The organism is Flavobacterium selenitireducens, assembly GCF_014748335.1.
Classification (GTDB): Bacteria; Bacteroidota; Bacteroidia; order Flavobacteriales; family Flavobacteriaceae; genus Flavobacterium; species Flavobacterium selenitireducens.
Window position 1 is genome coordinate 148,145 of the sequence record NZ_JAAVIY010000001.1, and the last position, 24,475, is coordinate 172,619.

General features: G+C 49.6%; 21 protein-coding genes. 14 read left to right on the forward strand and 7 right to left on the reverse strand.

The features are described from left to right. Positions 1 to 104 precede the first annotated feature (104 nt). Together HC229_RS00660 and HC229_RS00665 are read right to left on the reverse strand one after the other, a co-directional pair. A complete protein-coding gene (locus HC229_RS00660; protein ID WP_191018509.1) occupies positions 105 to 2,408 on the reverse strand; it encodes an oxidoreductase in 2,304 nt (767 codons plus the stop codon). Positions 2,409 to 2,467: 59 nt separating this feature from the next. After that, a complete protein-coding gene (locus tag HC229_RS00665) occupies positions 2,468 to 3,073 on the reverse strand; it encodes a flavin reductase family protein (RefSeq protein WP_191018510.1) in 606 nt (201 codons plus the stop codon). A gap of 123 nt (positions 3,074 to 3,196) precedes the next feature. On the opposite strand from HC229_RS00665, the gene HC229_RS00670 reads away from it, so the two are divergent. The 11 genes from HC229_RS00670 (at position 3,197) to HC229_RS00720 (ending at position 13,273) form a co-directional block, all read left to right on the forward strand. Continuing rightward, positions 3,197 to 4,714 (forward strand): MFS transporter, encoded by a 1,518-nt coding sequence (locus tag HC229_RS00670; RefSeq protein WP_191018511.1) that lies wholly within the window; start codon positions 3,197 to 3,199, stop codon positions 4,712 to 4,714. Position 4,715: 1 nt separating this feature from the next. Beyond that, positions 4,716 to 4,943, forward strand: a complete 228-nt coding sequence (locus tag HC229_RS00675) for a DUF6814 family protein (RefSeq protein ID WP_191018512.1) — start codon at positions 4,716 to 4,718, stop codon at positions 4,941 to 4,943. 68 nt (positions 4,944 to 5,011) lie between these two features. Continuing rightward, positions 5,012 to 6,922 (forward strand): acetate--CoA ligase, encoded by a 1,911-nt coding sequence (acs, locus tag HC229_RS00680; protein ID WP_191018513.1) that lies wholly within the window; start codon positions 5,012 to 5,014, stop codon positions 6,920 to 6,922. A 158-nt stretch (positions 6,923 to 7,080) separates the two neighbouring features. Further along, positions 7,081 to 8,208, forward strand: coding sequence for an NAD(P)/FAD-dependent oxidoreductase (locus HC229_RS00685; RefSeq protein ID WP_191018514.1), 1,128 nt, complete (start codon positions 7,081 to 7,083; stop codon positions 8,206 to 8,208). After that, positions 8,205 to 8,924: a methyltransferase domain-containing protein gene (locus HC229_RS00690; protein WP_332871618.1), complete on the forward strand. Its 720-nt coding sequence runs from the start codon at positions 8,205 to 8,207 to the stop codon at positions 8,922 to 8,924. Before HC229_RS00685 ends, HC229_RS00690 begins: the two co-directional genes overlap by 4 nt. Next, a complete protein-coding gene (locus tag HC229_RS00695; RefSeq protein WP_191018515.1) occupies positions 8,921 to 9,973 on the forward strand; it encodes a type III polyketide synthase in 1,053 nt (350 codons plus the stop codon). Before HC229_RS00690 ends, HC229_RS00695 begins: the two co-directional genes overlap by 4 nt. After that, a complete protein-coding gene (locus tag HC229_RS00700; RefSeq protein WP_332871619.1) occupies positions 9,973 to 10,758 on the forward strand; it encodes an SDR family oxidoreductase in 786 nt (261 codons plus the stop codon). Before HC229_RS00695 ends, HC229_RS00700 begins: the two co-directional genes overlap by 1 nt. Then, a complete protein-coding gene (locus HC229_RS00705; RefSeq protein ID WP_191018516.1) occupies positions 10,758 to 11,195 on the forward strand; it encodes a 3-hydroxyacyl-ACP dehydratase FabZ family protein in 438 nt (145 codons plus the stop codon). The genes HC229_RS00700 and HC229_RS00705 overlap by 1 nt, the downstream gene beginning before the upstream one ends. Continuing rightward, positions 11,192 to 12,466, forward strand: coding sequence for a beta-ketoacyl-[acyl-carrier-protein] synthase family protein (locus HC229_RS00710; RefSeq protein WP_191018517.1), 1,275 nt, complete (start codon positions 11,192 to 11,194; stop codon positions 12,464 to 12,466). The genes HC229_RS00705 and HC229_RS00710 overlap by 4 nt, the downstream gene beginning before the upstream one ends. A 10-nt stretch (positions 12,467 to 12,476) precedes the next feature. Next, positions 12,477 to 12,731, forward strand: a complete 255-nt coding sequence (locus HC229_RS00715) for an acyl carrier protein (RefSeq protein ID WP_191018518.1) — start codon at positions 12,477 to 12,479, stop codon at positions 12,729 to 12,731. Then, on the forward strand, positions 12,728 to 13,273 hold the full coding sequence (locus HC229_RS00720) for a 4'-phosphopantetheinyl transferase family protein (protein ID WP_191018519.1): 546 nt from the start codon (positions 12,728 to 12,730) through the stop codon (positions 13,271 to 13,273). Before HC229_RS00715 ends, HC229_RS00720 begins: the two co-directional genes overlap by 4 nt. Here HC229_RS00720 and HC229_RS00725 read toward each other — a convergent pair. Genes HC229_RS00725 through HC229_RS00740 form a run of 4 tightly spaced genes read right to left on the reverse strand, consistent with a single transcriptional unit; the run spans position 13,196 to position 16,985 of the window. Beyond that, positions 13,196 to 13,591 carry an OsmC family protein gene (locus tag HC229_RS00725; RefSeq protein WP_191018520.1) on the reverse strand — a complete coding sequence of 132 codons (396 nt, stop codon included), beginning with the start codon at positions 13,589 to 13,591 and terminating at the stop codon, positions 13,196 to 13,198. The genes HC229_RS00720 and HC229_RS00725 overlap by 78 nt on opposite strands. Further along, entirely contained in the window at positions 13,591 to 14,469 is an 879-nt protein-coding gene (locus tag HC229_RS00730) for a pirin family protein (protein ID WP_191018521.1), read from the reverse strand. The genes HC229_RS00725 and HC229_RS00730 overlap by 1 nt, the downstream gene beginning before the upstream one ends. Positions 14,470 to 14,475: 6 nt before the next feature. After that, on the reverse strand, positions 14,476 to 15,072 hold the full coding sequence (locus tag HC229_RS00735; protein ID WP_191018522.1) for a 3'-5' exonuclease: 597 nt from the start codon (positions 15,070 to 15,072) through the stop codon (positions 14,476 to 14,478). Then, positions 15,072 to 16,985 (reverse strand): DUF294 nucleotidyltransferase-like domain-containing protein, encoded by a 1,914-nt coding sequence (locus tag HC229_RS00740; protein ID WP_191018523.1) that lies wholly within the window; start codon positions 16,983 to 16,985, stop codon positions 15,072 to 15,074. Before HC229_RS00740 ends, HC229_RS00735 begins: the two co-directional genes overlap by 1 nt. A 156-nt stretch (positions 16,986 to 17,141) precedes the next feature. On the opposite strand from HC229_RS00740, the gene HC229_RS00745 reads away from it, so the two are divergent. The 3 genes from HC229_RS00745 (at position 17,142) to HC229_RS00755 (ending at position 20,560) form a co-directional block, all read left to right on the forward strand. Beyond that, positions 17,142 to 18,038: a DnaJ C-terminal domain-containing protein gene (locus tag HC229_RS00745; RefSeq protein WP_191018524.1), complete on the forward strand. Its 897-nt coding sequence runs from the start codon at positions 17,142 to 17,144 to the stop codon at positions 18,036 to 18,038. Further along, entirely contained in the window at positions 18,035 to 18,313 is a 279-nt protein-coding gene (locus tag HC229_RS00750) for a chaperone modulator CbpM (RefSeq protein ID WP_191018525.1), read from the forward strand. Before HC229_RS00745 ends, HC229_RS00750 begins: the two co-directional genes overlap by 4 nt. A gap of 621 nt (positions 18,314 to 18,934) precedes the next feature. Then, entirely contained in the window at positions 18,935 to 20,560 is a 1,626-nt protein-coding gene (locus HC229_RS00755) for a T9SS type A sorting domain-containing protein (RefSeq protein ID WP_191018526.1), read from the forward strand. A 46-nt stretch (positions 20,561 to 20,606) separates the two neighbouring features. On the opposite strand, the gene HC229_RS00760 is transcribed toward HC229_RS00755, so the two are convergent. Further along, positions 20,607 to 24,464 carry a DUF2194 domain-containing protein gene (locus HC229_RS00760; RefSeq protein WP_191018527.1) on the reverse strand — a complete coding sequence of 1,286 codons (3,858 nt, stop codon included), beginning with the start codon at positions 24,462 to 24,464 and terminating at the stop codon, positions 20,607 to 20,609. Positions 24,465 to 24,475: the final 11 nt, after the last annotated feature.

The following is a 24,475-nucleotide window of genomic DNA, read 5'->3' on the forward strand; positions in this document are numbered from 1 at the left end:
GTTTGGTATAACCTGATGTTTGTCGCGGATTATCTGATTTTGGGCAAATGCGCACACTTGCCGGTTACCAACGAATCGGTAAAGTCGGTAATTTGCGATAAACCTTATTTACGTTTGTGCGAATCCGGCTTCAAGGCCTTTTTCATGTTTTCTTTTTCCCGTCTTTCGGATTTTTTGGCGCTAAAAAACGCATTCGTCGCCTGTGTGTACTGGTTCGGGATGTCGTCCGGCTGGAACTGTTCGTAAGCCTGTGCGTGTCGTACGAAATTCGGGTCGAGCAGCAACGGTTTCCCAAGCGCGACGAGATCGGCCCGTCCATTGAGCAAGATGGTGTTGATTTGATCGATATCGTTGATCTGGCCAACGGTAATCGTCGGAATGTGTATCGTGTTGCGAATCGCATCCGAAAACGGCGTCATCCACATGCGGCCGGTCTCCGGCTTTTGGTGAGAAACGGTATTTCCCGTAGACACGTCGATGATGTCCGCTCCGGCGTCCTTGAACGCTTTGGCGATGTCGAGCACTTCGGCGTCCGAAATCCCGTTTTCGGCCCAATCGCAAGCCGTGATACGCACTGACATGGGTTTCTCCGGATTAAAGACTTCCCGCATGGCCGTAAAGACCTGTAGCGGGAAACGCAACCTGTTTTCGATGTTTCCGCCGAATTCGTCTTCGCGGATATTGGTCAGAGGGGACAGGAAAGAGGCGATCAAAAAGCCGTGATGCGCCTGCAATTCTATCATGTCGAAGCCGGCTGCGTCCGCATTGATGGCGGCGTTGACGAACTCGGCCGTAACCTTGTCCATATCGGACAGCGTCATTTCGCGCGGCGTCGGCATGGCTTCGCTGAACGGTATGGCCGATGCGGAGATGATTTCCCATCCGTTTTCCAAAGGCAATGTATATTGTCCGTTTTGCGGCAGCTTACAGGAACCTTTGCGGCCGCCGTGCCCTAGTTGTATCCCGATTTTCGACTTGGAATTCCGATGGACGAAATCCACTATATTTTTCCACGCAAGTGTCTGTTCTTCATTGTAAATTCCTGCGTCACCTAAAGTGATGCGCGCTGCTTCGGAAACCGCCGTGATTTCTGCCATTATCAATCCGACGCCTCCGGTTGCACGCGCTCCGTAATGCACGAGATGCCAGTCTGACACCACGCCGTTTTCTGCCGAATACTGGCTCATGGCCGGCATTACGATGCGATTTTTAAGTTGCAGACCTCTCAGTTTGAACTTCGTAAAAGCCGCCGGGACGCTGACCTTGAAATTGCCGATGGCGCAATTGAATTCGGTCAAAACCTTTTGTGTGAACGACGGATCGCGCAGTTGGAGGTTTTCGAATGTCACTTTTTTGGCGCGTGTCATCACGCCGAACGCAAACTGGTAAAAATCGTGCTGTACATGCCGGTCCATATGCTCAAACCAATCGAGGGAAACACCGGCGGCATACTGGATCTGCTCCACGCGACTGCGGCGTTTGGCTTCGTATTGCGCAAAGGCTTTTTCCCTGTCGGATTGGTGTGCGATTATCGAATCGGCCAAACCGATGGCGCATTCCATCGCGAGTTTGGTCCCGGAACCGATCGAGTAGTGGGCCGTCGCTTTGGCATCGCCCAGTAACACGATATTTTCAAAGTGCCACTTTTCGTTGGTGATCGTCGGAAATTGCCGCCAGTGCGAACGGTTTGAAATCAGACCGTGCCCGTCGAGTTCTTCTTTAAATATGTCCGAAAGTTTTGCGATGGTGTCGGCTTCGTCTTCGGTAGAAAAACCGGATTTTTCCCAGGTTTCCGGCGTGCATTCAAAAATCCAGGTACTTTTTCCCTGTTCGTATTGATAGCTGTGGGCGACGAATGTGCCGGCTTCTGTGGTGCGGAAAAAATAGGTAAACGCGTCGAGCGGTTTCGTCGAGCCGAGCCAGACGAATTTGTTGCGTTGAAGCGCGATCGCAGTTCCGAATTCCGAAGCGTATCGGTCGCGTACCTGGCTGTTGATTCCATCTGCAGCGACGATATAATCCGACTCAGGAAACTGGCTCAAATCGGAAATATTGGCCTCAAAATGCAGGTTCACGCCTTCCTCGCGGCAGCGTTGTTGTAAAAGCTGCAAAAGCGTCTTCCTCGAGCAACCGCAGAAACCGTTCCCGGTAATGCGTACGATTTCGCCGTCACGCGCCACGTCGAGGTCGTCCCAATACGCGAAACTGCTGCGTATGAGCTCGTACGATTTTGGGTCGCGCGAGAGGAATTCGCTAAGTGTCTCGTCCGAAAACACGACGCCAAAGCCAAACGCGTCATCGGCTTTGTTGCGCTCATAAATGTCGATTTGGGTTTGAGGAAGCGCTTTCTTGAGCAATATCGAAAAGTAGAGACCGCCCGGGCCACCACCGATTACTGTAATTTTCATGTGTTGTTTTTTGTTTAAGGTTTAAAGTTGCGGTTACCCTCAGGCGAACCTTGAACTTCTTACCCTCTTTTAATCGAAAAAACTTCGCCCAACTTTGCATAATTGGCACCCGCCAACCGTGAAACCGGGCGATACGTTTCCATATTGACCTTGTGGTTTTCCAGAAGTACGCTTTCGTCGAAATGCATCATCACAACTTTGCCTACCATCATTACGGCGCCTCCGTTCTTGTGGTTTTCGAGCGCAAAATGATGCACGAGTTCGCATTCAAAATGAATCGGACTCTCGGCAACGCGAAACGGCCTTATTTTTACCGACGTGACAGGAGTCAATCCGGCGAGATCGAATTCATCTACGTCATGGGCCACGATGGCCGCGGTAATGTTCATTTTTTCGACGGTTTCCTCGGTCACCATATTGACCACGAATTGTTTGGTGGCCATCACGTTATTGAGTGTGTCCTTGTTTTTATCGCCTGTCCTGACGGTCGAAAACATCACATGAGGAGGGTCTTCCCCAATGGCGTTAAAAAACGAAAAAGGTGCGAGGTTGCTGATTCCGTTTTCACTGATGCTCGATACCCAGCCTATGGGACGCGGGATTACAGCTCCCGTCAAAAGTTTGTAAACGGCCGATTGATCGAGCGTTTCAGGATCAAATTGCATGTGTTGGTTGTTTTCACAAATTAAATAAAATCCAAGCGTTATTTTTCGGATTTTTTTGCCGTATGCCGATAAAATTATCGCCTGTGGAATTTTTTCCTAAATTTCGAAACCAAACCAATATTTATGAGCGACAAATCGACGCGTGGCATCTGGAAGGTCATTTCGGCTTCTTCAATGGGCACTTTGATCGAATGGTATGACTTCTATATTTTCGGAAGCCTCGCCGTGGTCATTTCCACAAAATTTTTCCCCGATGCCAATCCCACCGCGGCGTTTCTGTCGACACTGGCCACATTTGCAGCCGGTTTCGTCGTAAGGCCGTTCGGAGCCTTATTCTTCGGGCGACTCGGCGATATCATCGGACGCAAATACACGTTCATGGTCACGTTGCTGCTTATGGGTGGCGCGACTTTTCTTATCGGATGCGTGCCAAGTTTCGAAACCATCGGATACGCCGCACCCATACTGGTTTTAGTCTTGAGATTGCTGCAAGGTCTGGCGCTAGGAGGCGAATACGGAGGAGCGGCTACCTATGTGGCCGAACACGCCCCGAAAGACCAGCGTGGCTATTGGACATCCTGGATACAAACGACCGCTACGGCCGGTTTGTTCGTTTCGCTGGTCGTCATCCTGGCCACCAAAACGGTGTTGTCAGCCGAACAATTCGATCAATGGGGTTGGAGAATCCCGTTCTGGATTTCGATCCTGATGGTGTTGGTCTCGTACCAGATCCGAAAAAAAATGCACGAATCGCCTGCGTTTGCCAAAGCCAAATCAGAAGGCAAGACCAGCACGAATCCTTTGAAGGAAAGCTTCGGGAACAAATACAACCTCAAATTCGTACTGCTTGCGCTCTTCGGGGCCACGATGGGGCAGGGCGTCGTTTGGTATACCGGGCAGTTTTATGCCATGAGTTTCCTCAAGACGGTAATGAATGTCGATTCCAACCAGGTCGATATGTTGCTCGGGATTGCGCTGCTGTTGGGAACGCCGTTTTTTGTGTTTTTCGGATGGCTAAGCGATAAGGTCGGACGCAAGCCGATCATGCTCGCCGGGATGTTGCTTGCCGTCTTATTGTATCGTCCGATCTATAAGACGATGTACGAAACGGTCAATCTCGAGAACAGGCCGAGGGCTGAGGCCGGAATCTTGCCTGACGGGATAGATGTCGAAAAAGGCGAGGTCTATCTTTTATCATCGGCAAACTACATCGACGGCACCGTAACCTCTACGCGTGAGACCTACGAACTCGACGAATCCAAGACATTGGGCATGGGAAATGCCAAAGACAGCAAAACTACCGTTTTCGTGAACGATACCGATAAATGGACACTGGTTTTCCTGGTCTGGATACAGGTCCTTTTCGTGACGATGGTATACGGGCCGATCGCGGCTTTTCTCGTAGAGATGTTCCCGTTGAAAATCAGATATACGTCAATGTCGCTTCCGTACCACGTCGGCAACGGGATTTTTGGCGGATTGCTGCCGGCCATCTCAACCTATCTCGTCACGAATGCCAAGTCTTCAGGCGATCCTAAATTTTATCTCGAAGGCTTGTGGTATCCGATCATCATCGCCTCGATAAGTTTTACGATCGGCCTGCTTTACCTGACCAAAAAAGACATGACGCAAAACGACTGAAATGGACATCATCAAAAAAATACTCGGAATAGTTTGGATCGCAATGGCTTTGGCGGCGGCCTGGTTTTGCATTTTCGACTTCGGATTGCCTAAATTTTCGACTGGAAAACAGGAAGACCTTGTTTTCGGCATCATTATTTTATTCGTACTCACGCCTTTGATCGTCGCCGGTTTGGCCGCTTTCGGATGGTTCGCGCTCAAAGGGGAATACGACGCCAAAAAAATGTAGCATTTGACGGGATTGTACTAGCTCGTAAACCTCGCGTTTGTTAAATTTGTAACTACCAAAACCCGACTATGAGCTATTATAAGATTGCCAGCCTCGAACAATATTTCAAACACTACAACAAGTCCATACGCGAGCCGCGCAAATTCTGGGGCAAGATAGCCGAAGAGAATTTTACCTGGTACCAGATGTGGGACAAAGTCATGGAATTTGATATGGCCGAAGCCGATGTCAAATGGTTCGTAAACGCGAAAGTCAACATCGTCAAGAATTGCGTAGACCGACATTTGGCGCGCCGTGGCAACAAAACTGCGATCATTTTCGAGCCCAATAATCCGGAGGAGGATGCCCAGCACATCACGTATAACGAGTTACACCAACGCGTCTGCAAAATGGCCAATGTGTTGCGCGAACAAGGCGTGAAAAAGGGCGACCGCGTGTGCATCTACCTTCCGATGATTCCAGAACTGGCCGTTGCCGTCCTGGCGTGTGCGCGCATCGGGGCGATACATTCGGTGATATTTGCGGGGTTTTCGGCTTCGGCCGTCGCCACCAGGATAAATGATTCCGAATGTTCGATGGTCATTACCTCAGACGGCGGCTTCCGCGGAGACAAAACCATACACCTTAAAAGCATCATAGACGAAGCGCTTCAAAATTGCCCTACGGTGCACAAAGTCCTTGTCGCGAAACGCACCGGAGAAGAGGTCACGATGACGTACGGACGCGATATGTGGCTGCAACCGTTGCTCGACGAAGCGTCGGACAACAACGTGGCGGAAATCATGGATGCGGAAGATCCGTTGTTTATCCTTTACACATCGGGATCCACCGGAAAGCCAAAGGGAATGTTGCATACGACGGCAGGCTATATGGTCTACACGGCCTATACGTTCAAGAATATTTTTGCTTACGAAGAAAATGACGTGTATTGGTGCACGGCCGATATCGGCTGGATTACCGGTCATTCCTATATTTTATACGGTCCGCTGCTCAACGGGGCAACGACGGTGATCTTCGAAGGCGTACCCTCTTACCCGGATTACAGCCGCTTCTGGGAAGTCATCGAAAAGCACAAGGTCAGCCAGTTTTACACCGCGCCCACCGCCATTCGATCGCTCGCCAAGGAAAGTATCGATTACGTCCAGGGCTTTCCGTTGAAGTCGCTCAAGGTAATTGGCTCCGTCGGTGAACCGATAAACGAAGAAGCCTGGAATTGGTACAACGACCATGTAGGAGGGAAGCGATGCCCGCTCGTCGATACCTGGTGGCAGACCGAAACCGGCGGCATCATGATTTCGCCCATTCCGTTCGTGACGCCTACGAAACCTACGTATGCGACGCTTCCGCTGCCCGGAATCCAACCGGTCCTGATGGACGAGAAGCGCAATGAGATAGAGGGCAACCAAGTCGTCGGAAGCTTGTGCATCAAATTTCCGTGGCCGGCTATCGCGCGCACCATTTGGAACGATCACCAACGCTATAAAGACACTTATTTCTCGACATTTCCGGGAAAATATTTCACCGGAGACGGCGCCCTTCGCGACGAAGTCGGTTATTACAGGATTACGGGCCGCGTAGACGATGTGGTGATCGTTTCGGGACACAACCTCGGAACGGCGCCTATAGAAGATGCGATAAACGAGCACCAGGCTGTTGCCGAAAGCGCCATTGTGGGATTCCCTCATGACGTCAAGGGGAATGCGCTGTACGGCTACATCATTCTCAAGGGACACGGCGAAACCCGTGACCAGACGAATCTGCGCAATGAAATCAACAAAGTGATATCCGATCAGATCGGGCCCATTGCCAAGCTCGACAAGATTCAGTTCGTTTCAGGTTTGCCCAAGACGCGTTCCGGGAAGATCATGAGGCGCATCCTTCGCAAGATTGCCGAGGGCGATTTCAGCAACTTCGGCGATACCACGACGCTGCTGAACCCTGAAATCGTCGAAGAGATCCGATCCGGCAGAATTGACTGACAGTCTTTTACAGATTACGCGGCTGCAGGTTGAAGGATTTCTCGTTCGCTTCGACATTTTTATACTGTTTGAAATTGGAAAAATCGTACTGTAAATCCTGTAAGAAATTCAAATCGGTTTGCAAATCGCATACTTGACGAATCCTTAAATTAGCGGCTATGCGCAACCGACAAGTCATTATCATTGGAGGCGGGCTTTCCGGACTGACTGCCGCCATCCACCTTTGCCGTGAAGGCAAGGATGTCGTGCTTGTCGAAAAGCAACACTATCCAAAGCACAAAGTGTGTGGGGAATATGTGTCCAATGAAGTGTTGCCGTATCTGGAATGGCTCGGAATCGACGTTCTTGCGGCCGGAGGTGTCGCAATCGAAAAAGCGTCGTTTTCTACAGTAGATGGAAACGAGATTCATTGTGCGTTGCCGCTCGGCGGAATCGGCATCAGTCGTTATGCCCTTGACAATTTATTGTACAAGGAAGCGTTGCGCAACGGTTGCGAAGTAATACAGGAGACGGTTTCGACCGTGGATTTCGAGAAAGATTCTTTTCGCGTTGGCCTTTCAGACGGACGTGAGCTGACTTCGACGATAGTGTTGGGTGCGTTCGGGAAGCGGTCCAATATCGATCAAAAGATGAATCGCGATTTTATGAGGCGCAGGTCGCCCTGGCTGGCGGTAAAGATGCATTTCGATGGCGATTATCCTGACGATCTGGTAGGATTGCACAATTTTGACGGCGGCTATTGCGGCGTGTCGAAAGTAGAAAACGGAGCCGTCAACGTTTGTTACCTCGCCGATTTTGAATCGTTTAAAAAATATCGGAACATTGATGACTACCAGGCCAAAGTGGTCTGTAAAAATCCCCGTCTGAAGGAACTGTTCGACCGTTTTATCCCGCTGTTCGACCAGCCACTGACAATCAGCCAGATTTCGTTCGAGCAAAAAAAACCGGTGGAATCCCATATCCTCATGATTGGCGACACGGCAGGACTCATCCATCCGCTTTGCGGAAACGGCATGGCCATGGCGATACACAGTGCCAAATTGGCTTCGGAATGTATTTTAGGTTATTTCGGGCACGATATGTCGCGGGACGAGCTCGAGGCGAACTATAAAAATGTTTGGAAATCGCATTTCAAGAAGCGATTGAAAATGGGGAGGATACTGGCGAGCTTGCTTCAAAAACAAGGTATCTCACAACTTTTGTTGGCCGGTTTGTCAATATTCCCGTCTTTATTGCCCCGAATTATAAGAATGACCCACGGAAAACCATTAAAAACAGCAGCATGAACCTGACAGTAGATACCACATACCGCAGCGAATTGCCAGAGATCATGGACGATCTCGACATGAAAGGAGAACAGCTTCGGGAAACGCTTGACAAAATCTCGCGACTCAATCGCAAATTGGGCGGCAATAGGCTTACATTGCAAGGCGTGAAGGAATTGTTGCGCAATGTTCCCGTCCACAAAAAGATCAGGATTTTGGACGTCGGGTGCGGAAACGGCGATATGTTGCGCGACCTGGCCGATTTGGCCGATTCATCGGGACGTAATTTCTCGTTGGTCGGAATCGATGCAAACGCCGACACCATTGCATATGCCAGGAAAATGTCGCTTCACTATCCCGACATTTCCTACGAACGCCAAAATATTTTTGATTCCGGTTTTGCTACTTTCGATTGCGACATCATCATCAGTACGTTGACCTTGCATCATTTTTCCGATGCTGAAATAATGAGCCTGCTCACCAAATTCCGTCATCAGGCCTCGATTGGCATCGTGATCAACGATTTGCATCGATCGGCGATTGCCTACCGGCTTTTCCAGTTGGTATGCCGTGTCTTCGGACTTGGGGCCATGCCTAAAAACGATGGTTTGATTTCCATCCTGCGCGGGTTCAAAAAGAGTGAATTGCGAAAGTATTCGCACGAGTTAAACTTTGAAAAATATAGCATCCGTTGGAAATGGGCCTTCCGCTACCAATGGATAATCTCCACCACATGAGTGTAAAAATCACGGCAGTAGCCAAAGAACTACCAAATTACAGCAAGGAAACGCCCGAAATAATCAATTTTGTTGACGGATGGCTCGACGGTCAGGACGACCGCTTCGTTCGAAAAGTCAAGAAAATATTCGAAGGCGCGGCAGTCGACAAACGCTATTCCATCATGGATCCGATGGAAGTCTTTACGGCAAGTTCGTTCGAAGAAAAAAACGACATCTATACAAGGGAAGTCATCGATCTAGGCGAGAAAGTGCTGCGAAAAGCCTTGCTCAAAGCCGCCTGGGATCCTTTGGCGCTCGATTTTATCATTACCGTCAGTTGTACCGGAATCATGATCCCTTCGTTGGATGCTTACCTGATCAACCTCGTCGGGCTTCGACAGGATATCGTCCGGCTTCCCGTTACCGAAATGGGCTGCGCGGCCGGCGTCTCCGGTATCATTTACGCGAAGAATTTCCTAAAAGCCAATCCCGGTAAACGGGCCGCTGTTATAGCGGTCGAAAGTCCTACGGCCACGTTCCAGCTCGATGACTATTCGATGCCTAACGTGGTAAGCGCCGCCATTTTTGGAGATGGGGCCGCTTGTGTCTTGCTTTCTTCGGATGCTTCCGACGAGGGCCCTGAAGTGATTGCTGAAGAAATGTATCACTTCTACGACAACGAGCATATGATGGGTTTCAAGCTAACCAACGGCGGTTTGCAGATGGTGCTTGACGTCGAGGTTCCGGACACGATTGCCGCGCATTTTCCAAAAATCGTGCATCCGTTCCTTGACAAGCAAGGATTGACGATAGAAGACGTGGACCATCTGATTTTCCATCCCGGCGGGCGCAAGATCATACAAACCGTTGAGGAACTCTTCGCCGGACTCGGTAAAAACATCAACATGACCAAGGAAATCCTGCGCAATTACGGCAATATGTCGAGCGCGACCGTATTGTACGTGCTCGAAGAAATCCTCGAGGAAAAACCTGAAAATGGGCAATATGGCTTAATGCTGAGCTTCGGACCCGGATTTTCGGCCCAACGCGTACTGCTTCGTTTCTGATGGGCACCTTTTCGAATACCGATTACTGGACGGTCGTCCTTGGCGGCAGCTCCGGTCTCGGATTTGCCTCCGCGCTAAAACTCGCCCAGGAAGGCATGAATATTTGCGTGGTACATCGCAGCCCAAGATCTGAAATGGAAATAGTGGACGCCAATTTTTCTGAGATTCGAAAAACCGGCGTGGAATTTCTCGGGTTCAATGCCGACGCCATGCGAAGCGACAAACAGATTGAAATAACATCGAAATTGAGAGAGGCGATGGGGAACGGCAAAGTACGCTGTTTGCTGCACAGCATCGCAAAGGGCAACCTCAAGCCGATGACGGGGCCGGAAAGCCTTTCGCCCGACGATTTCAGGACAACTCTCGATGCCATGGCGGTTTCGCTTTACGATTGGGTCAAACTGATTTTCAACTCGCAATTGTTTGCAGACGACGCCCGTATCTTGGCATTCACAAGTGAGGGAAGCGTAAAGTCATGGAAGCATTACGCGGCGGTCTCTGCTGCAAAGGCGGCACTCGAGGCCATTTCGCGCGGCATTGCGCTGGAATTCGCACCTTACGGTATCCGCTCGAACTGCATCCAAGCCGGTACGACCGACACGGCTGCGATGCGCATGATTCCCGGCAGCGAAGCGCTCGTCAAACACGCGATTTCAAGGAATCCTTTCCAGCGCATGACCACGGCCCGGGATGTGGCCAACGTCGTATATTTGATGGTTCGCGACGAGTCGTCGTGGATCAACGGAGCCGTAATTCCCGTAAACGGAGGCGAACACCTGCAATGATGGAAAACGATACGATATTAGCCCGGCTGCCTTATGCCGACCCATTCCTGTTTGTCGACGAGTTGATCGAAATCGACGAAAACGGCGCAAAAGGGGCATTCATCTTCCGCGAAACTTTGGATTTTTACAAAGGGCATTTTCCTGAAAATCCTGTTACTCCCGGCGTCATATTAACGGAATGCATGGCGCAGATCGGACTGGTTTGCCTCGGCATCTTTTTGTTGAATGAACACTTTAATACAAAATCGTCAATAGCATTGACTTCTACGGAGATAGAATTTTTGAAACCTGTATTTCCCGGTGAGCGGGTAGTGGTGCAATCCACGAAAAAATACTTTCGTTTCGGAAAGCTCAAATGCGAGGTGGAAATGAGAAACGAGAACGACGAAATCGTATGCAATGGCGTCATCGCCGGAATTTTATCCGAATACAAATGAAAAAAAGAGTCGTGATTACCGGAATGGGTGTTTGTGCGCCGAATGGAATCGGCCTGACGGAATTCCTCGAGGCTATCCGCTCAGGCAAATCAGGTATCGCATTCGATACGGAGCTCGCCGATCTTGTCTTCTCTTGCCAGATTTCGGCAAAACCTCAAGTATCCGACGAGACAAAACGCGAATACTTTACCGAACTTGAGCTTCGCAATTTCGATGCGGACGGAATCCTTTACGGTGTCATTGCCGGCATGCAAGCCTGGAAAGACGCCGGATTGCCATTTAATTCCGAGCAGGCGGACTTTGGCAGCGGGACGATTTTCGGGAGCGGGACGTCGGGAATCGGAAAATTTCGCGAAAGCATCTACAAAATCGACGATAAAAACGTGAGGCGCCTTGGCAGCACTGCTGTTGTGCAAACGATGGCAAGCGGTGTAACGGCCTATTTGGGCGGCAAACTCGGATTAGGGAACCTGGTGACGACCAATTCGTCGGCTTGCACCACGGGAACCGAAGCCATTCTATTGTCGTATGACAGAATCGTTTCCGGACAGGCCAAACGCATGCTCGCCGGTTCAACAAGTGACTCCGGGCCTTACATTTGGGGCGGTTTTGACGCCATGCGCGTGTGTACTTTCAAACACAACGGCGATCCCGAACAAGGTTCACGACCGATGAGCCAAACCGCTTCGGGCTTCGTTCCCGGTGCGGGAGCGGGCGCGCTGTTGCTCGAAGATCTCGAATCTGCGTTAGCGAGAGGCGCCACCATTTATGCCGAAGTGCTCGGCGGAAACCTGAATTCCGGCGGACAAAAGGGCGAAGGTTCGATGACGGCTCCGAATCCCGTGGCTGTACAACGCTGTATTTCCGATGCGTTGGCGAATTCGGGAATCGAAGCCAAAGATCTCGATGCGATAAACGGGCACCTCACGGCGACATCAAAAGACAGCCTTGAAATCGAAAATTGGACGAAGGCGCTGGGACGAAGCGGCGCGGATTTTCCGTACATAAATTCGCTCAAATCGACCGTTGGACATTGTCTTTCGGGAGCCGGAAGCGTCGAAAGCGTGGCGGCCGTTCTCCAGGTAAAATACGGATTTGTCTTTCCGAACGCCAACTGCGACGATCTGCATCCCGAGATCGCCGCTATGGTCGCCCGCGAAAAAATTCCGACCCAACTCGTTGAAACCCAATTGCAGTATGTGGCCAAGGCGAGTTTCGGTTTTGGCGATGTGAACGGATGTGTTATATTTAGTCGATATTTGACCGAATAAACACCAGAACATGAACAAAGCCGAAACCATTGAAACGCTGAAAAGCATCGTAAAACCGTATGTCAAGAATGCCGAGGCTTTCGAAAACCTATCCGAGGACACCGACTTCTTACGCGATCTCCAGATCAATTCGGCTAACCTCGTCGACGTCGCGCTCGACGTAGAGGAAGCCTTCGACATCACGATCGACAACGCCTCGATGGAAAAAATGCTCAACGTCAAGGCGGCGCTCGAAATAATCGCAGCCAAATTGGCCGAAAAATGATCGGCAACGACGTCATCGACCTGAAATTGGCTGCGGCCGAAAGCGATTGGCGTCGCAAAGGGTTTCTCGAAAAACTTTTTTCCGGTAAGGAGATCGCCATGATCCTTTCTTCCGCGGCGCCCGATGTTTCGGTTTGGAACCTTTGGAGCAGGAAGGAAGCGGCGTATAAAATCTTCAATCGAACAACGGGCATGCGCCTGTTCAATCCGCTATATTTTGAATGTCGCGATTTGTCGGCAAGCAGTTATGTGTTTTTTGCCGGACAGACCGTTTTTTGCCGAACCGAAATCACACCGGATTTTATCCACACGGTCGCATGCGAAAAAACCGAATATTTTCAACATCTCCTAACGGTACACCAATCTGAAATCACAAAGATGAACGGCCTTCCATTTTTCGAAAAAGCCGAAAAACCGCATATAGCGACGGTAAGCCATCACGGGAATTTTGTGAAATGCGTGTCGTTAGTTGGCAATGGTCTCAATCTCGATCTTGCCGTGCAAGGCCCGGTGGACGGGACATTTCTCGGCGATCTCAAGTAAACGGGCACATTGTTCCTGGGTAAGCTCGCCTTTTAGTTCGATGTGTCGGATAAACAACGTCTTATCTGCTTTATCGTCTCGTTCGACACTTACGCGCGCAATGATTTCGTCGAGTTCCCAACCTTTTCTGTCGGCATACATTCTCAACGTGGCCGAAGTACATGCTCCGAGAGACGAGGCCAGTAATTCGAAAGGAGAAAACCCGAGATCTTTGCCGCCAAGGTGAGGCGGTTCGTCTGCAATCAGCGTATTTCCTTTCGAGGACGTGATGGTCATTTTGTATCGCTCACGTCCGATTCTTGTTGTGGTATCAGCCATTAAATGCGCGGTTTTGGAAGTGGGACAAACCCGGTTTCACCAGGAACTTTATCGAACGCCTGGTCGATCCAACGTTGTTTGGCCGCTTCGATGAGCTCCTTTGACGAGGCAACGAAGTTCCAGAAAATATGGCGTTCTTCCTCAAACGGTTCGCCTCCGAAGATGTAAACCGTAGTATTTTCGCCCATTTCAAATGCGCACAATTGGGCATCTTTGGCGACCAGGAGTTGCTTCGGACCGAAAAGATGACCACCGCTAGAGACGTTCCCTTCGAGTATGTACATGCCGCTTTCGCCAAAAAGTTGGTTGCCAATGCTGATATTTTGCGCGCGATCGGATTTGATCTCGAGTAAATACAAAGGGCTGTAAACCGGCACGGGCGATTTTTTTCCGAATGCTTCCCCTGCGATCAGCCGGAATTTTAAGCCTTGTTCTTCCCAATGCGGAATGTCATCGGCCTCGACATGGTGGAAGGAAGGCTCGCCCTGTTCGAGGTGTTTGGGGAGCGCCACCCAAATTTGCAATCCGTGGAGGCTTTTCTCGGAATGGCGCAGGTGTTCCGGCGTGCGTTCCGAATGTACGATACCTTTTCCGGCCGTCATCCAATTGACTTGTCCTGGCGTAATTTCGATTTCCGAACCCAAACTGTCCTTATGCATTAGGGCGCCTTCGAACAAATAGGTAAGGGTCGAAAGCCCGATGTGCGGATGAGGACCGATATCCAGGTTTTCGTGGTCGCTGAGTTTGGTTGGCCCCATGTGGTCGATAAAAGCGAACGGGCCGACCATGCGTTTTTCGCGGAAAGGCAGCAATCGTCCGACAAGGAAATTGCCGATATCTGCCGGGCGCTCCTCTATGATAAGTTGAATGTTTGACATATGCGTTTAATTTATCCCCAGTCGGGATTTGAGTTTCAGGAACAGCAGCGCCATGATGTAGGCGTCGTCTATGGCCGTCATGCGGTCAGCCGACGGAATTTTATAAAATTGGGCGAGTTCGTCCAGCGAAAATTGGCGATCGGTGATATCGTTGAGCTTTCGGTGCATGATCTCGATGTCGAGCGCTTCGTTCTTGAGCCGTCCGCAGCCTAATTTTTCAAGTGCTTCGTTGATCAGGTCGACATCGTGGTGAATGCGGTGGCCCACCAAAACAGCGTTGCCGATGTAGTTTACGAAAGCTTCTATTGCTTGGTTTTCAGATAGTTTATCCTGTTTCGATTCAATGATGAATTCATTATCGAGGCCGTTGTCGTGCAGGTATTTGTATTGAGGGATGATCACCTCGAAACTGTCGCCGACTACGATTGCGTTATTGAAAACACCGATGCCGCCGAACGAAAAAATAACGTCTTTTTGAGGGTCATTCCCTGATATTTCGAGATTCAGCGTGATAAAGCGCTTCGATCTATGGTCGAATTTGGAAAGGTATTTTTTCCAGAATTCAGGGTATTCTTTGTTGATGTGTTTGATCCAATCGAACATTATGAAAACTGTGTTAAGCGGAATTTGTCTTTGATTATTTCCTCAAGTTCGCGCATAGGTTCGAGCGCGGCCTTGAGTTTTTCCTTGTCGATTTTTGAAAGCTCCTCAAGGTTGACGTAACGGCCGTCGCTGTCGTATTTCATCCCTTCGAGCGCGCGGTATTTCGAAAGCGTGAGGAAGGCTTCGGCACAGCTAAGGTACGTTTCGGAAAATTTAGGCTCGAGCATCGCCAATTGCTTGAAACGCATATAGGTATTGGTGATGCCGCGCAGGTTTTGTCCCAATGCAAGCAGTCGCGCGCCGTCTACGAGTGGCATGATGCCTTTTAGCTTGATGTCGAACTTATTGCGGTGTTCACCTTCTTCCTCCACATTGAATTTTTTGAAAAAACTCAACGGCGGCGGTTTTCGCAAGGCATCGTTCCCGAGGTAGTCGAAAAACGAATTTCGCCTCGCATTGGAATATACGACGTCAAGTAGCGCTTCCTCCAGCTTCGATTCCCCGAAGGCGAGTTCAAAGTCAAAGAAAACAGGGCTGATCTCGTTCGATTTTTCGCCCGGCGTCGTCATCCAGCTTTGGTATTGTTTGACCCAGTCCGAAATGGATCTGCACCAGACGATGTTACTTGCGATATGTCCGTTCGGGCAAGGCGGATAGCCAACCTTTTCGAGGACAGCGACCGTGCGTTTTGCCAGCCTCACGAAATAATCCTTGACTTCTTTGTGTTTTTCGGCCGCCACATCTTCAAACACCAACATGCTGTCCTGATCGGTGAGGAGCAACTGCTCTTTTCTTCCCTGGCTTCCGATAGCCAACCACGTAAACCGGGCAGGAGGGGAGCCAAGATCGAGAATGGCGATCTCTACCGAACGTTTGATGATGCCCATATTGATTTCGCTCGCAATATTGGCTACATGCGGCATCGGGATGTTTTTGGAAAGCGAGGAACGTATGAGTTCCGCCATTTTCTCCCTGACGTTCTTGAGTTCGCGTGGATGTTGGGAGCGCTTGATTTCCTTGATCAAAATCCCCGGATTATTGGCTTGGGCGGCGATCAGGTCGTGTTGGGAAATGACGCCTTTCAACGGCGATTTGTCAGATCCGTCGACGGTCACCACCAAATGCGTGACGTTATTCTTTAGCAGCAACAACTGCGCTTCGGCCAACGAGACGTTCTCGGGAACGGAAATCACCGGCGCGGCCATGACACGGTCGACGGCGATCGTAACCGGGAAGCGCCCTGTTGCGATTTTAGAGCGCAGATCGGCATCGGTCAGGATTCCCAGCGGGATTTCGCCTTGGGTTACGATGGCGCAATCGCTGAGATGTTCCGTCATTTTGGATGCGATGTCCTTTACCAAAGTGGCTGTGGAAGCGGTCAGAGGCGATTTATTATAGCTGAGCGACTGGAAAAACTGCATTTCCGGTTGGGGCTCCGTTGTGATATGCGTATCGGAAATCAGCTTTCCCCGAACTTCTTTATCGGCCGGATTGCGGCTGTTCGTAGCAAAACTTTCGAGTAGGAAATCGAGAACAGCGGAATTTTGGGCCACGAACGGTCGGAAGGCCGCGATCGGAATTGCGTAAACGATGCTGTCTTCGCGCGCCTTGGCCGTCATCATATAATTGTTGCGCGCAAAAAACGGCCGCAATCCGAAGATATCGCCCGGCACGCATTTGTTGAGCAGGTTCTCCTCTGCATCGGCTATGACGGTAAGGTTGACCACGCCAGACCCGACGACATAAAAACTGTCGTGCAGCGTGTCGTTTATCTTGAAAAGTGTCTGGTTTTTGTCGAGGGTTACAACGCGAATATCGGAAGCGATGCGCAGCAGGTCATCGTAGGACAATTTGTTGAAAGGAGGGAAGTCCTTGAGGAAATCGGCGATTCGCTCGGCAATGCTGTTTCTCATGATCTGGGTTCAAAAACCTAAAAATACAAATAATTGAGGCGCTGCTAAAAGCCGGGCAGTGTAAAATTTCAGTTAGTTTTCAACGACGTAAAATCGGATTCAAGCCATTGGTTGCTAGCGAAATATCCGTAAATTTAGCTGTGAAATACTTGAATTATGCCTTTTGTGGATTATTACGCGACGCTGGGTTTGGGCAGGAACGCCTCGGCTGATGACATCAAGAAAGCCTATCGGAAACTGGCCAGGAAACACCATCCGGATGTAAATCCCGGTGACAACCAAGCCAACCTTAAATTCCAGCAGCTCAGCGAAGCTTATGAAGTACTCGGCAATGAGCAAAACCGCCGGAAATACGACACTTACGGCGAAAACTGGAAGCAGGCCGAATCTTTCGGGAACGCACGTCAGTCCCGTCAAAGTCAGGGCTCGCAAGAACAGGGTTACACATATAGCGGCGATTTTGGAGGCGATGATTTTTCGGATTTTTTCGAGTCTATGTTCGGAGGCGCCAAGGGAAGAGGCGCCAGACAGACATCGTACAAAGGCCAGGATTACGCTTCCGAGCTCCATCTTGGGCTTCGTGATATTTTGCAGACACACAAACGGACGCTTACTGTCAACTCAAAAACGATAAGGATCACAGTCCCGGCAGGAGTCGCGAACGGCCAGGTCATCAAACTTACCGGCTATGGAGCTCCCGGCGTGAATGGCGGTCCGGCCGGCGATTTGTTCATCACGTTCGTCATAACACCGGATGCCGAATTCAAGCGACTTGGAGACGACCTATATAAAGGTGTCGATATCGATGTGTTTACGGCAATCCTCGGGGGCGATATAACCGTGGAAACGCTATCGGGCAAAGTAAAACTTAAAATCGTCCCGGGAACCCAGAACGGTGCCAAGGCGAGATTGAAAGGGAAAGGTGTACCGGTATACAAAAATGAGGGACAATTCGGGGACCTTATCATAACGTATACCGTGAAAATACCGACCGATTTGAACGAACGACAAAAACTAATATTATCCGATATCGCCAAAAACTGGACACCATGATCACAATAGACGAATATTGCAGGCTTCACAATGCCACGCTTGACTTTATACTGTCGCTTGAGCAAAACGGGTTGATAGTTCTCGAGACCAGGGATTCGCTGCGGTTTATCCCGGAGAACAGCCTGTCGGATCTCGAACGCTTCCGAAACTATCATTATGAACTGCACATCAATATAGAAGGAATAGATGTTATAGAAAACCTGTTACAACGACAGCGCCAACTTCAGCAGCAACTTCGTGACCTGGAAGAAACGCTGAAACTGTACGAGTCATAGTTAACTGGGGGCAAAAAGCTACATTTTCTATTTTACATAATATAAATTATAGTTCAATTATTTGTAAGGAATAGCAGGCCGACAGACAATTGCGTATCGACTACGCAACTGATTGCTTCAATCGTCTGTTTGTAGCGATATAACTTCGGAATTCTATCTGGCCGGATGACTCAAACCGTGATTTTGATCCGCGGCTGATTCCAGGATAAAATTTCCAAGCGAAAAATCCGTTAGACAGTCTTAGAATATTTTTAAATAATCGACGAATTTCATCTTTTTCCGACCAGTAACAAAGTTGACTTTTCCTGCCAAAATTTTTAGTTATGAACAATTCTAATCCAAATTGTTAAAAACCTGAATAATACTTTTGTCGGATAAATTCTTACAGTCAAAAATATTTTAGTAGGAAAATACCTCTTTAAAATCATAAATTTTACAGTTTATCGGTTAAATTATGTTTTTTAACACTTGTTTCTCTACATTTAAAACGTCGACGAACTAGTTTTGTCGGCGAAATATTGTCTACTGATTTTGACGATATTTCAATCAAGACGCCCTAAATCGAATTGTATAATAATCCTTGGAAGCAGCGTAGTGTTTCCTAAAATTTGACCTACTATCATGAAGAAATTATTGGCCCTGTCAGGGGCGCTGATTTCCTTTTTGGGGATCGCGCAAACCTCTACCGTAACCTATGCGCCTACCACGGCGAGTTTTGCAAATCCTGAACGAGGATTTTACCGCCACACCGAAACCCATTCCGACGCTTACGACAACCTCAATCAAACGACGCTGACCAATTATCGGGTAAACAGCAAGTATACGCTGATCCTAAGGGTTTGCTATCTTGAGAATTTCGTCAACGGCTCGATATCCTCGACTTATCTCAACAGTTTGCAGGCTGATTTTACCAAGATCCGCAATTCGGGAATGAAGTGTATTTTGCGTTTTGCCTATTCGGATGATAACGATAACGGAAATGCACAGGATGCATCCAAAAACCAGATCCTCAACCATATTGGCCAACTTCAGACATTGCTGCAGTCGAATGCGGACGTGATCGCCGTTGTCCAGGCGGGATTTATCGGCGCTTGGGGCGAATGGTATTACACCGATCACTTCGGCATGGAACCCACCGCGGCCGATTACGCCAACCGACGCGCTGTCGTCGATGCGATCCTGGCTGCTTTGCCGGCTTCGCGAATGGTCCAGATCCGGACGCCTTCCCTAAAGCGCAACACTTACAGTACCCAAGCCGCGCTTACCGCTTCCCAGGCATTCAACACCAATTTGCCGGTGGCGAGACTCGGACATCACAACGATTGTTTCCTTGCGAGTTCGGACGATTACGGAACCTATGAGAATATAGCCAACGAATACCCGTACCTCGAGCAGGAAACCAAGTTTACGCCTATGGGAGGCGAAACCTGCAAAGTCAACGTGCCTCGATCGGAATGCGCCACGGCTATGCTCGAAATGGCCAAATTCCACTGGTCGTATCTAAATGTGGATTACCATGCCGATGTGATCGACGGATTTGAGAGCAATTCTTGCCTCGACGATATGGAAAGACGACTGGGATATCGGTTTGAACTGTTGACGGGAACCTTCCCGAATTCCGTGAGCGCCGGAAGCCCATTGGCCATCGCATTTTCGGTCAGGAATACCGGGTTTGCCGCACCGTATAATCCGCGTACCGCTTACATCGTTCTGAAAAATACGACAAATGGCACCGTCCATAGTTTCCCGCTGGCCACCAACGTGAGATTGTGGCAGGCCGGAACTACCCAGAACATATCCGAAAACATTATCCTGCCGGCCAATTTTCAGACGGGAAGTTATCAGATGTACCTCAATCTGCCGGACGCCTCTGCCTCGCTAAGCACGCGTGCCGAATATTCGATCAGGTTGGCCAACGACAACATGTGGGAAAATGCGACCGGATACAACAGCCTCAACCATACGCTGAACGTAGGCGGTTCGCTTGGTGTCGGGGACGATCCTGTCGCGATGGGATTGCGCATTTATCCGGTTCCGACAAAAGGGGAACTTACCGTAGAATATGACGGGATCGACGGTTTTACCTCCACGGTTTTCAACTCCGTCGGACAAGTCGTCAGCGTGCCGTCTAACCTTAACGGAAACAAATTGCTGCTGAATACCTCGGGATTGAGCAACGGGATTTATTTTGTCCAGCTCGAAAACGGATCGACAAAGACTGTCCGCAAATTCGTCGTAAGCAATTAACCGAATGGTTACGTTATTGATTTGATGACCGGCGCCAAAACGTCGGTCATTTTTTATTGCGCTTTTTGAGATTGTATTTGATGCCCAGCAAAAACGCATTCGAGTAAAACTTGTCCTGCGTATACATTTCGATCGTGGCCGTCAAGGCCGTGTAGTCCCAAATCTGGTAGTTGAGATCTCCTGTGTAACGCATAAAGCTTGAACTGTAATCGTCTCCAAAATACGCCGCTTCAAGCCGTGCGATCAGGTTGCTGTCGGTTTTCCCGTACCGCCATCCGAGACCACCGCCGTAGTAAAGACGTTGGTCGAGCATCCAGTAAGGATAACCGAATTCCGTATCGGCATTGATGCTTTTGCCTATCGAACCCTGGGAGAACGACGCCTCGACGAACGGAAGGAACCTCCATCTCACGTCCGCGCCATCATCCCAAATGGTCTTGCTGGTCGCGATAACTTCGTAAGATGCGCCAATCTTGACCGGAGTGCGCGATTTACTTGCGGAATAATAATTCCCTTCGACCGTAAAATTCTGGTTGATCTTCTTGAAGAAGAAAAATTCCCCGTAAGCGACTGCCTGCGTCCTGTAAATTTCTTTGCGATAGGCCGGCCCGGTTTCAGCTGGGAACAATTTGGCCTCGGCAGAAAGAAACGTTTTTCCAAACGATTTGCTCGCGCCAAGCCCTGCGTGAAAATAAATGTTGCCGTAATCACTGTATTCCACGCGCCCGCGTCCCCAATATTGGAGTTTTTCCGGATTGACGGGATTGTTGAACTGATATTGCAATCCGTAAATCGAACTCGTCTGGTTGTCGGCGGGATCGTAAAGCTGGATATCGACGTCGTAAACCGTACTATAGGTCACGCTGAAACTGTGCATGTTCTTTTTCTTGTCGAAGCGACCATAAGTCAGGACGTTCTTGAAGAACTGCGGCAGGTCTTTGTTGGTTTCCATCGCGCTGTTGATCGAGACGAAATCGCCGTACTGTTTCCGGAAATCTTTGGTCAGGGCCGCGAGCACTTCCGGATAGAACAATTCCGGATGCTTGATGATCAATTCCTGTTGCAACGGCTCTTCGACATAGACGACATCTTTGTTGAGCATGGCGCGCAACTCGTCTTTTTCAGGACTGTCCGGCAGTGATTTGGCCAATATCCACGCCTCTAAAAAACGCCCTTGCTCATGGAAGATGCCCGCCATAAGCGCCTTTGTCTTATAATCATCAGGGTTGATGGCGATGTATTTTTTGTATTCCATCTCCAATGCCTTGTAATCCTTGAGTTCGATCAGCCACGACATTTTCGAGGCCAGGTCGACATCGTCGGTAAACATCGACCAGGTATACGCCTTGTCGAACTCGTTGTTGTCGGCGTAAAGCCACGCGGCATCGGCAGCGACCGGGGCATATTTCTCCTCCGGCTTGATCTTGTCGAGTTCGGTCTTGGCGGTTTTCGGGTCGTACAACATCAGATGCTCGAGATATTGCAGGAAGGTATCGAAATTCGTCTCAACCTTCAGCAGTGCCTGCAGTGCCGCCTTGATGCGTTCCTGGTTTTCAGGCGTGTTGAACGAAGCCACGTAACTGTTGAGCAGATGTACGTCGTTCGGTGTGACGATGAGTTGCGCCTTGAGCCATTTTTCCATCGTGAGGTCGTTCGGATAACCGATAAGCCTGTCGAGTTCCTTGGAATACATGATGTTTTGAGGCGCAGGGTTTTTGAGGCAGTATTCCTCGAGCATTTTCCAAACATCGAGCGGGCGTTCCTTGTCCCAGGCCACGAATTTGGCGTATTGGTTCCACTGTACCGAATCAATCGTCGGTTTGGCCATTAGTTTTTGCCTTAATTGGAACATTTCCTTCTCGAGCAAAGCATCGGCGTCTTCTTCGGGAACTTCGTCCGTGATGCCCGCAAGATAATTGCGTTGTTTAATCGTATAAGCCTTGTATTGCTGGGCTACCGACTTGACGATTTTCTCGGCTTCTTTCTTTTGGGCCGCCGATTTCAGGCCAAGATCACTAATATTGAGTTCGGATTTGTGGGTGTAAACCGAATACAGATACCCGTCGAGCAACGGTGTTTTGGAATACAATGCCTCCTCTTTTTGAAGCGACGCATCGATTTTAGGCCCGTTCTGGAAACTCGAATACAAAAACCAATATTGGGTATTCCCGATCGAACTTTCAGGCTCGAGCTCGCGAACCGAATACAAACCCTGTCCGCTTTCGTGAAGGAATTTCGAGGCGCGCCAGTCGTTGACGATCTTCCCTCCTTCTCCGGCGTTCACGTATCGGATTTGAGGATAACATTTTCCCATTTCATCGAGAATGATCGTGAATTCCCCGAGCATCGAGGTCGGTTTGCCTTTGGTTTTGCGCCATCCGAGCTCGCGATTGTTCCTCAAGTCGAAATCACCCGCACTTTTATTGAACGGGCTCGGGATTTGGTATACGTCGTCAGGATGCACGAAGTGCGTCCAAATCCCGGTGTAAATGAAAAGGGATTCCAACGAGAACTTCTTGTCGGTTTCCATGTAGAATCCATCGGAAATCCTCGGATAATCAAAAAAGTCCTTGTTATAAGGGTCAAAATCGAACTCCCGTCCTCCTCCTTCGGCAGGATCGCCGAGGTAAAGACTGCAGATGTATTTGATCGAAGGCATGCCTTTTCTCAGGTAGTTCACACCTTCCGGATCGATGATGTTGGACGGAGGGACGTACGTCACCGGAAGCGGTCCGTAATTGGCGATTCCCCATTTTTTCTGGACCGATTTCAACGCCATGCCGATAAACTCCGGGTTTTTCCAGTGCCCTTTTTTGAACTCGACGTGGTTGTAACCGTGAAAGGCCAGTTCGTGCCCGTGTTTTTTGGAATCGAATACGAGCCAGTCCGACAGAATTTCGGTTTTTTTATTGACCTTGACCTTGTGCGTGTCCCATTGGTCGAACAGGAAAGGCGGCTCGACATTGTTTTTGTAATCGAAGGCGATCATCGCGGAATAGCTGATCTTGTATTTGTCCGCGATCTTTTTCATGTCCGGCCACCATTCGTCCTTGACGAAGTCTTTGATGCTGATGTTCATCTCGGATTTGATAGGCTCAGATTTGATGTCGTAAACCGGAGACGGGAAATCGTCCAGGAAGATCGTGCTCGTGTTCGCGATAGGATACGGAATGCCTTCCAGCCCTTTGAGCAAACCGGCGAAGAGCAATCCCCTGTGGATTTTCTCGTATTCGATCGTCGTATTGAGGAAAACGACGCGCCCCTTCCCTATCGCATTTTCGACGATTGTCGGATACTCGCGATTCGTCGCTGCGGTCGCCAGGATTTTGACGTCTTTCCTGAAACCTTCTTTCGCATAACCGTAATGGATCTGGTCCTCGGCATATGTTTTCCCTTTGAGATTCGGCAGGATCGCGGTATTGAAATAAAATCCTTTGGACGTGACGTCGGTTTCGAAATCATTGTCCGGCTTCAAACCGGCGAAATACGCGAGTCGCTTGTCATCGCTGGCCAGCGGAAGCAAAAGATTGCCGCCCGAGGCGACGAATTCCAGTAATTTATTGAGCGAGGCCTGGTTGAGTTTCTTGATATCGTGAAGGCAAATCGAGCGAACCGAAGCGGGAAACCCGGGTTTGGTATTGAACGCCTCAACATCCATCGAGCGGAACGGCATCTTGATATAATCGCACACTTTGCGGATGTTGCGGTCGTTGGCGACACTCTGCTTGCTGCTGTTGTCGCGGATGTAAAGCACCAAAGGCGTCTGGCTTTCGCCGGGAAGGCTGTACTGCCGCAATTCGGTCGCTTTGGATTTTCCCTCATCGTCGAAGAAGCTGAACGTGTCAGCGTCAAAATTGTCGAGCGACCCGCAACTCGCCAGCAACATCACGACAGCTAAAGTCATGATCCGCAAAG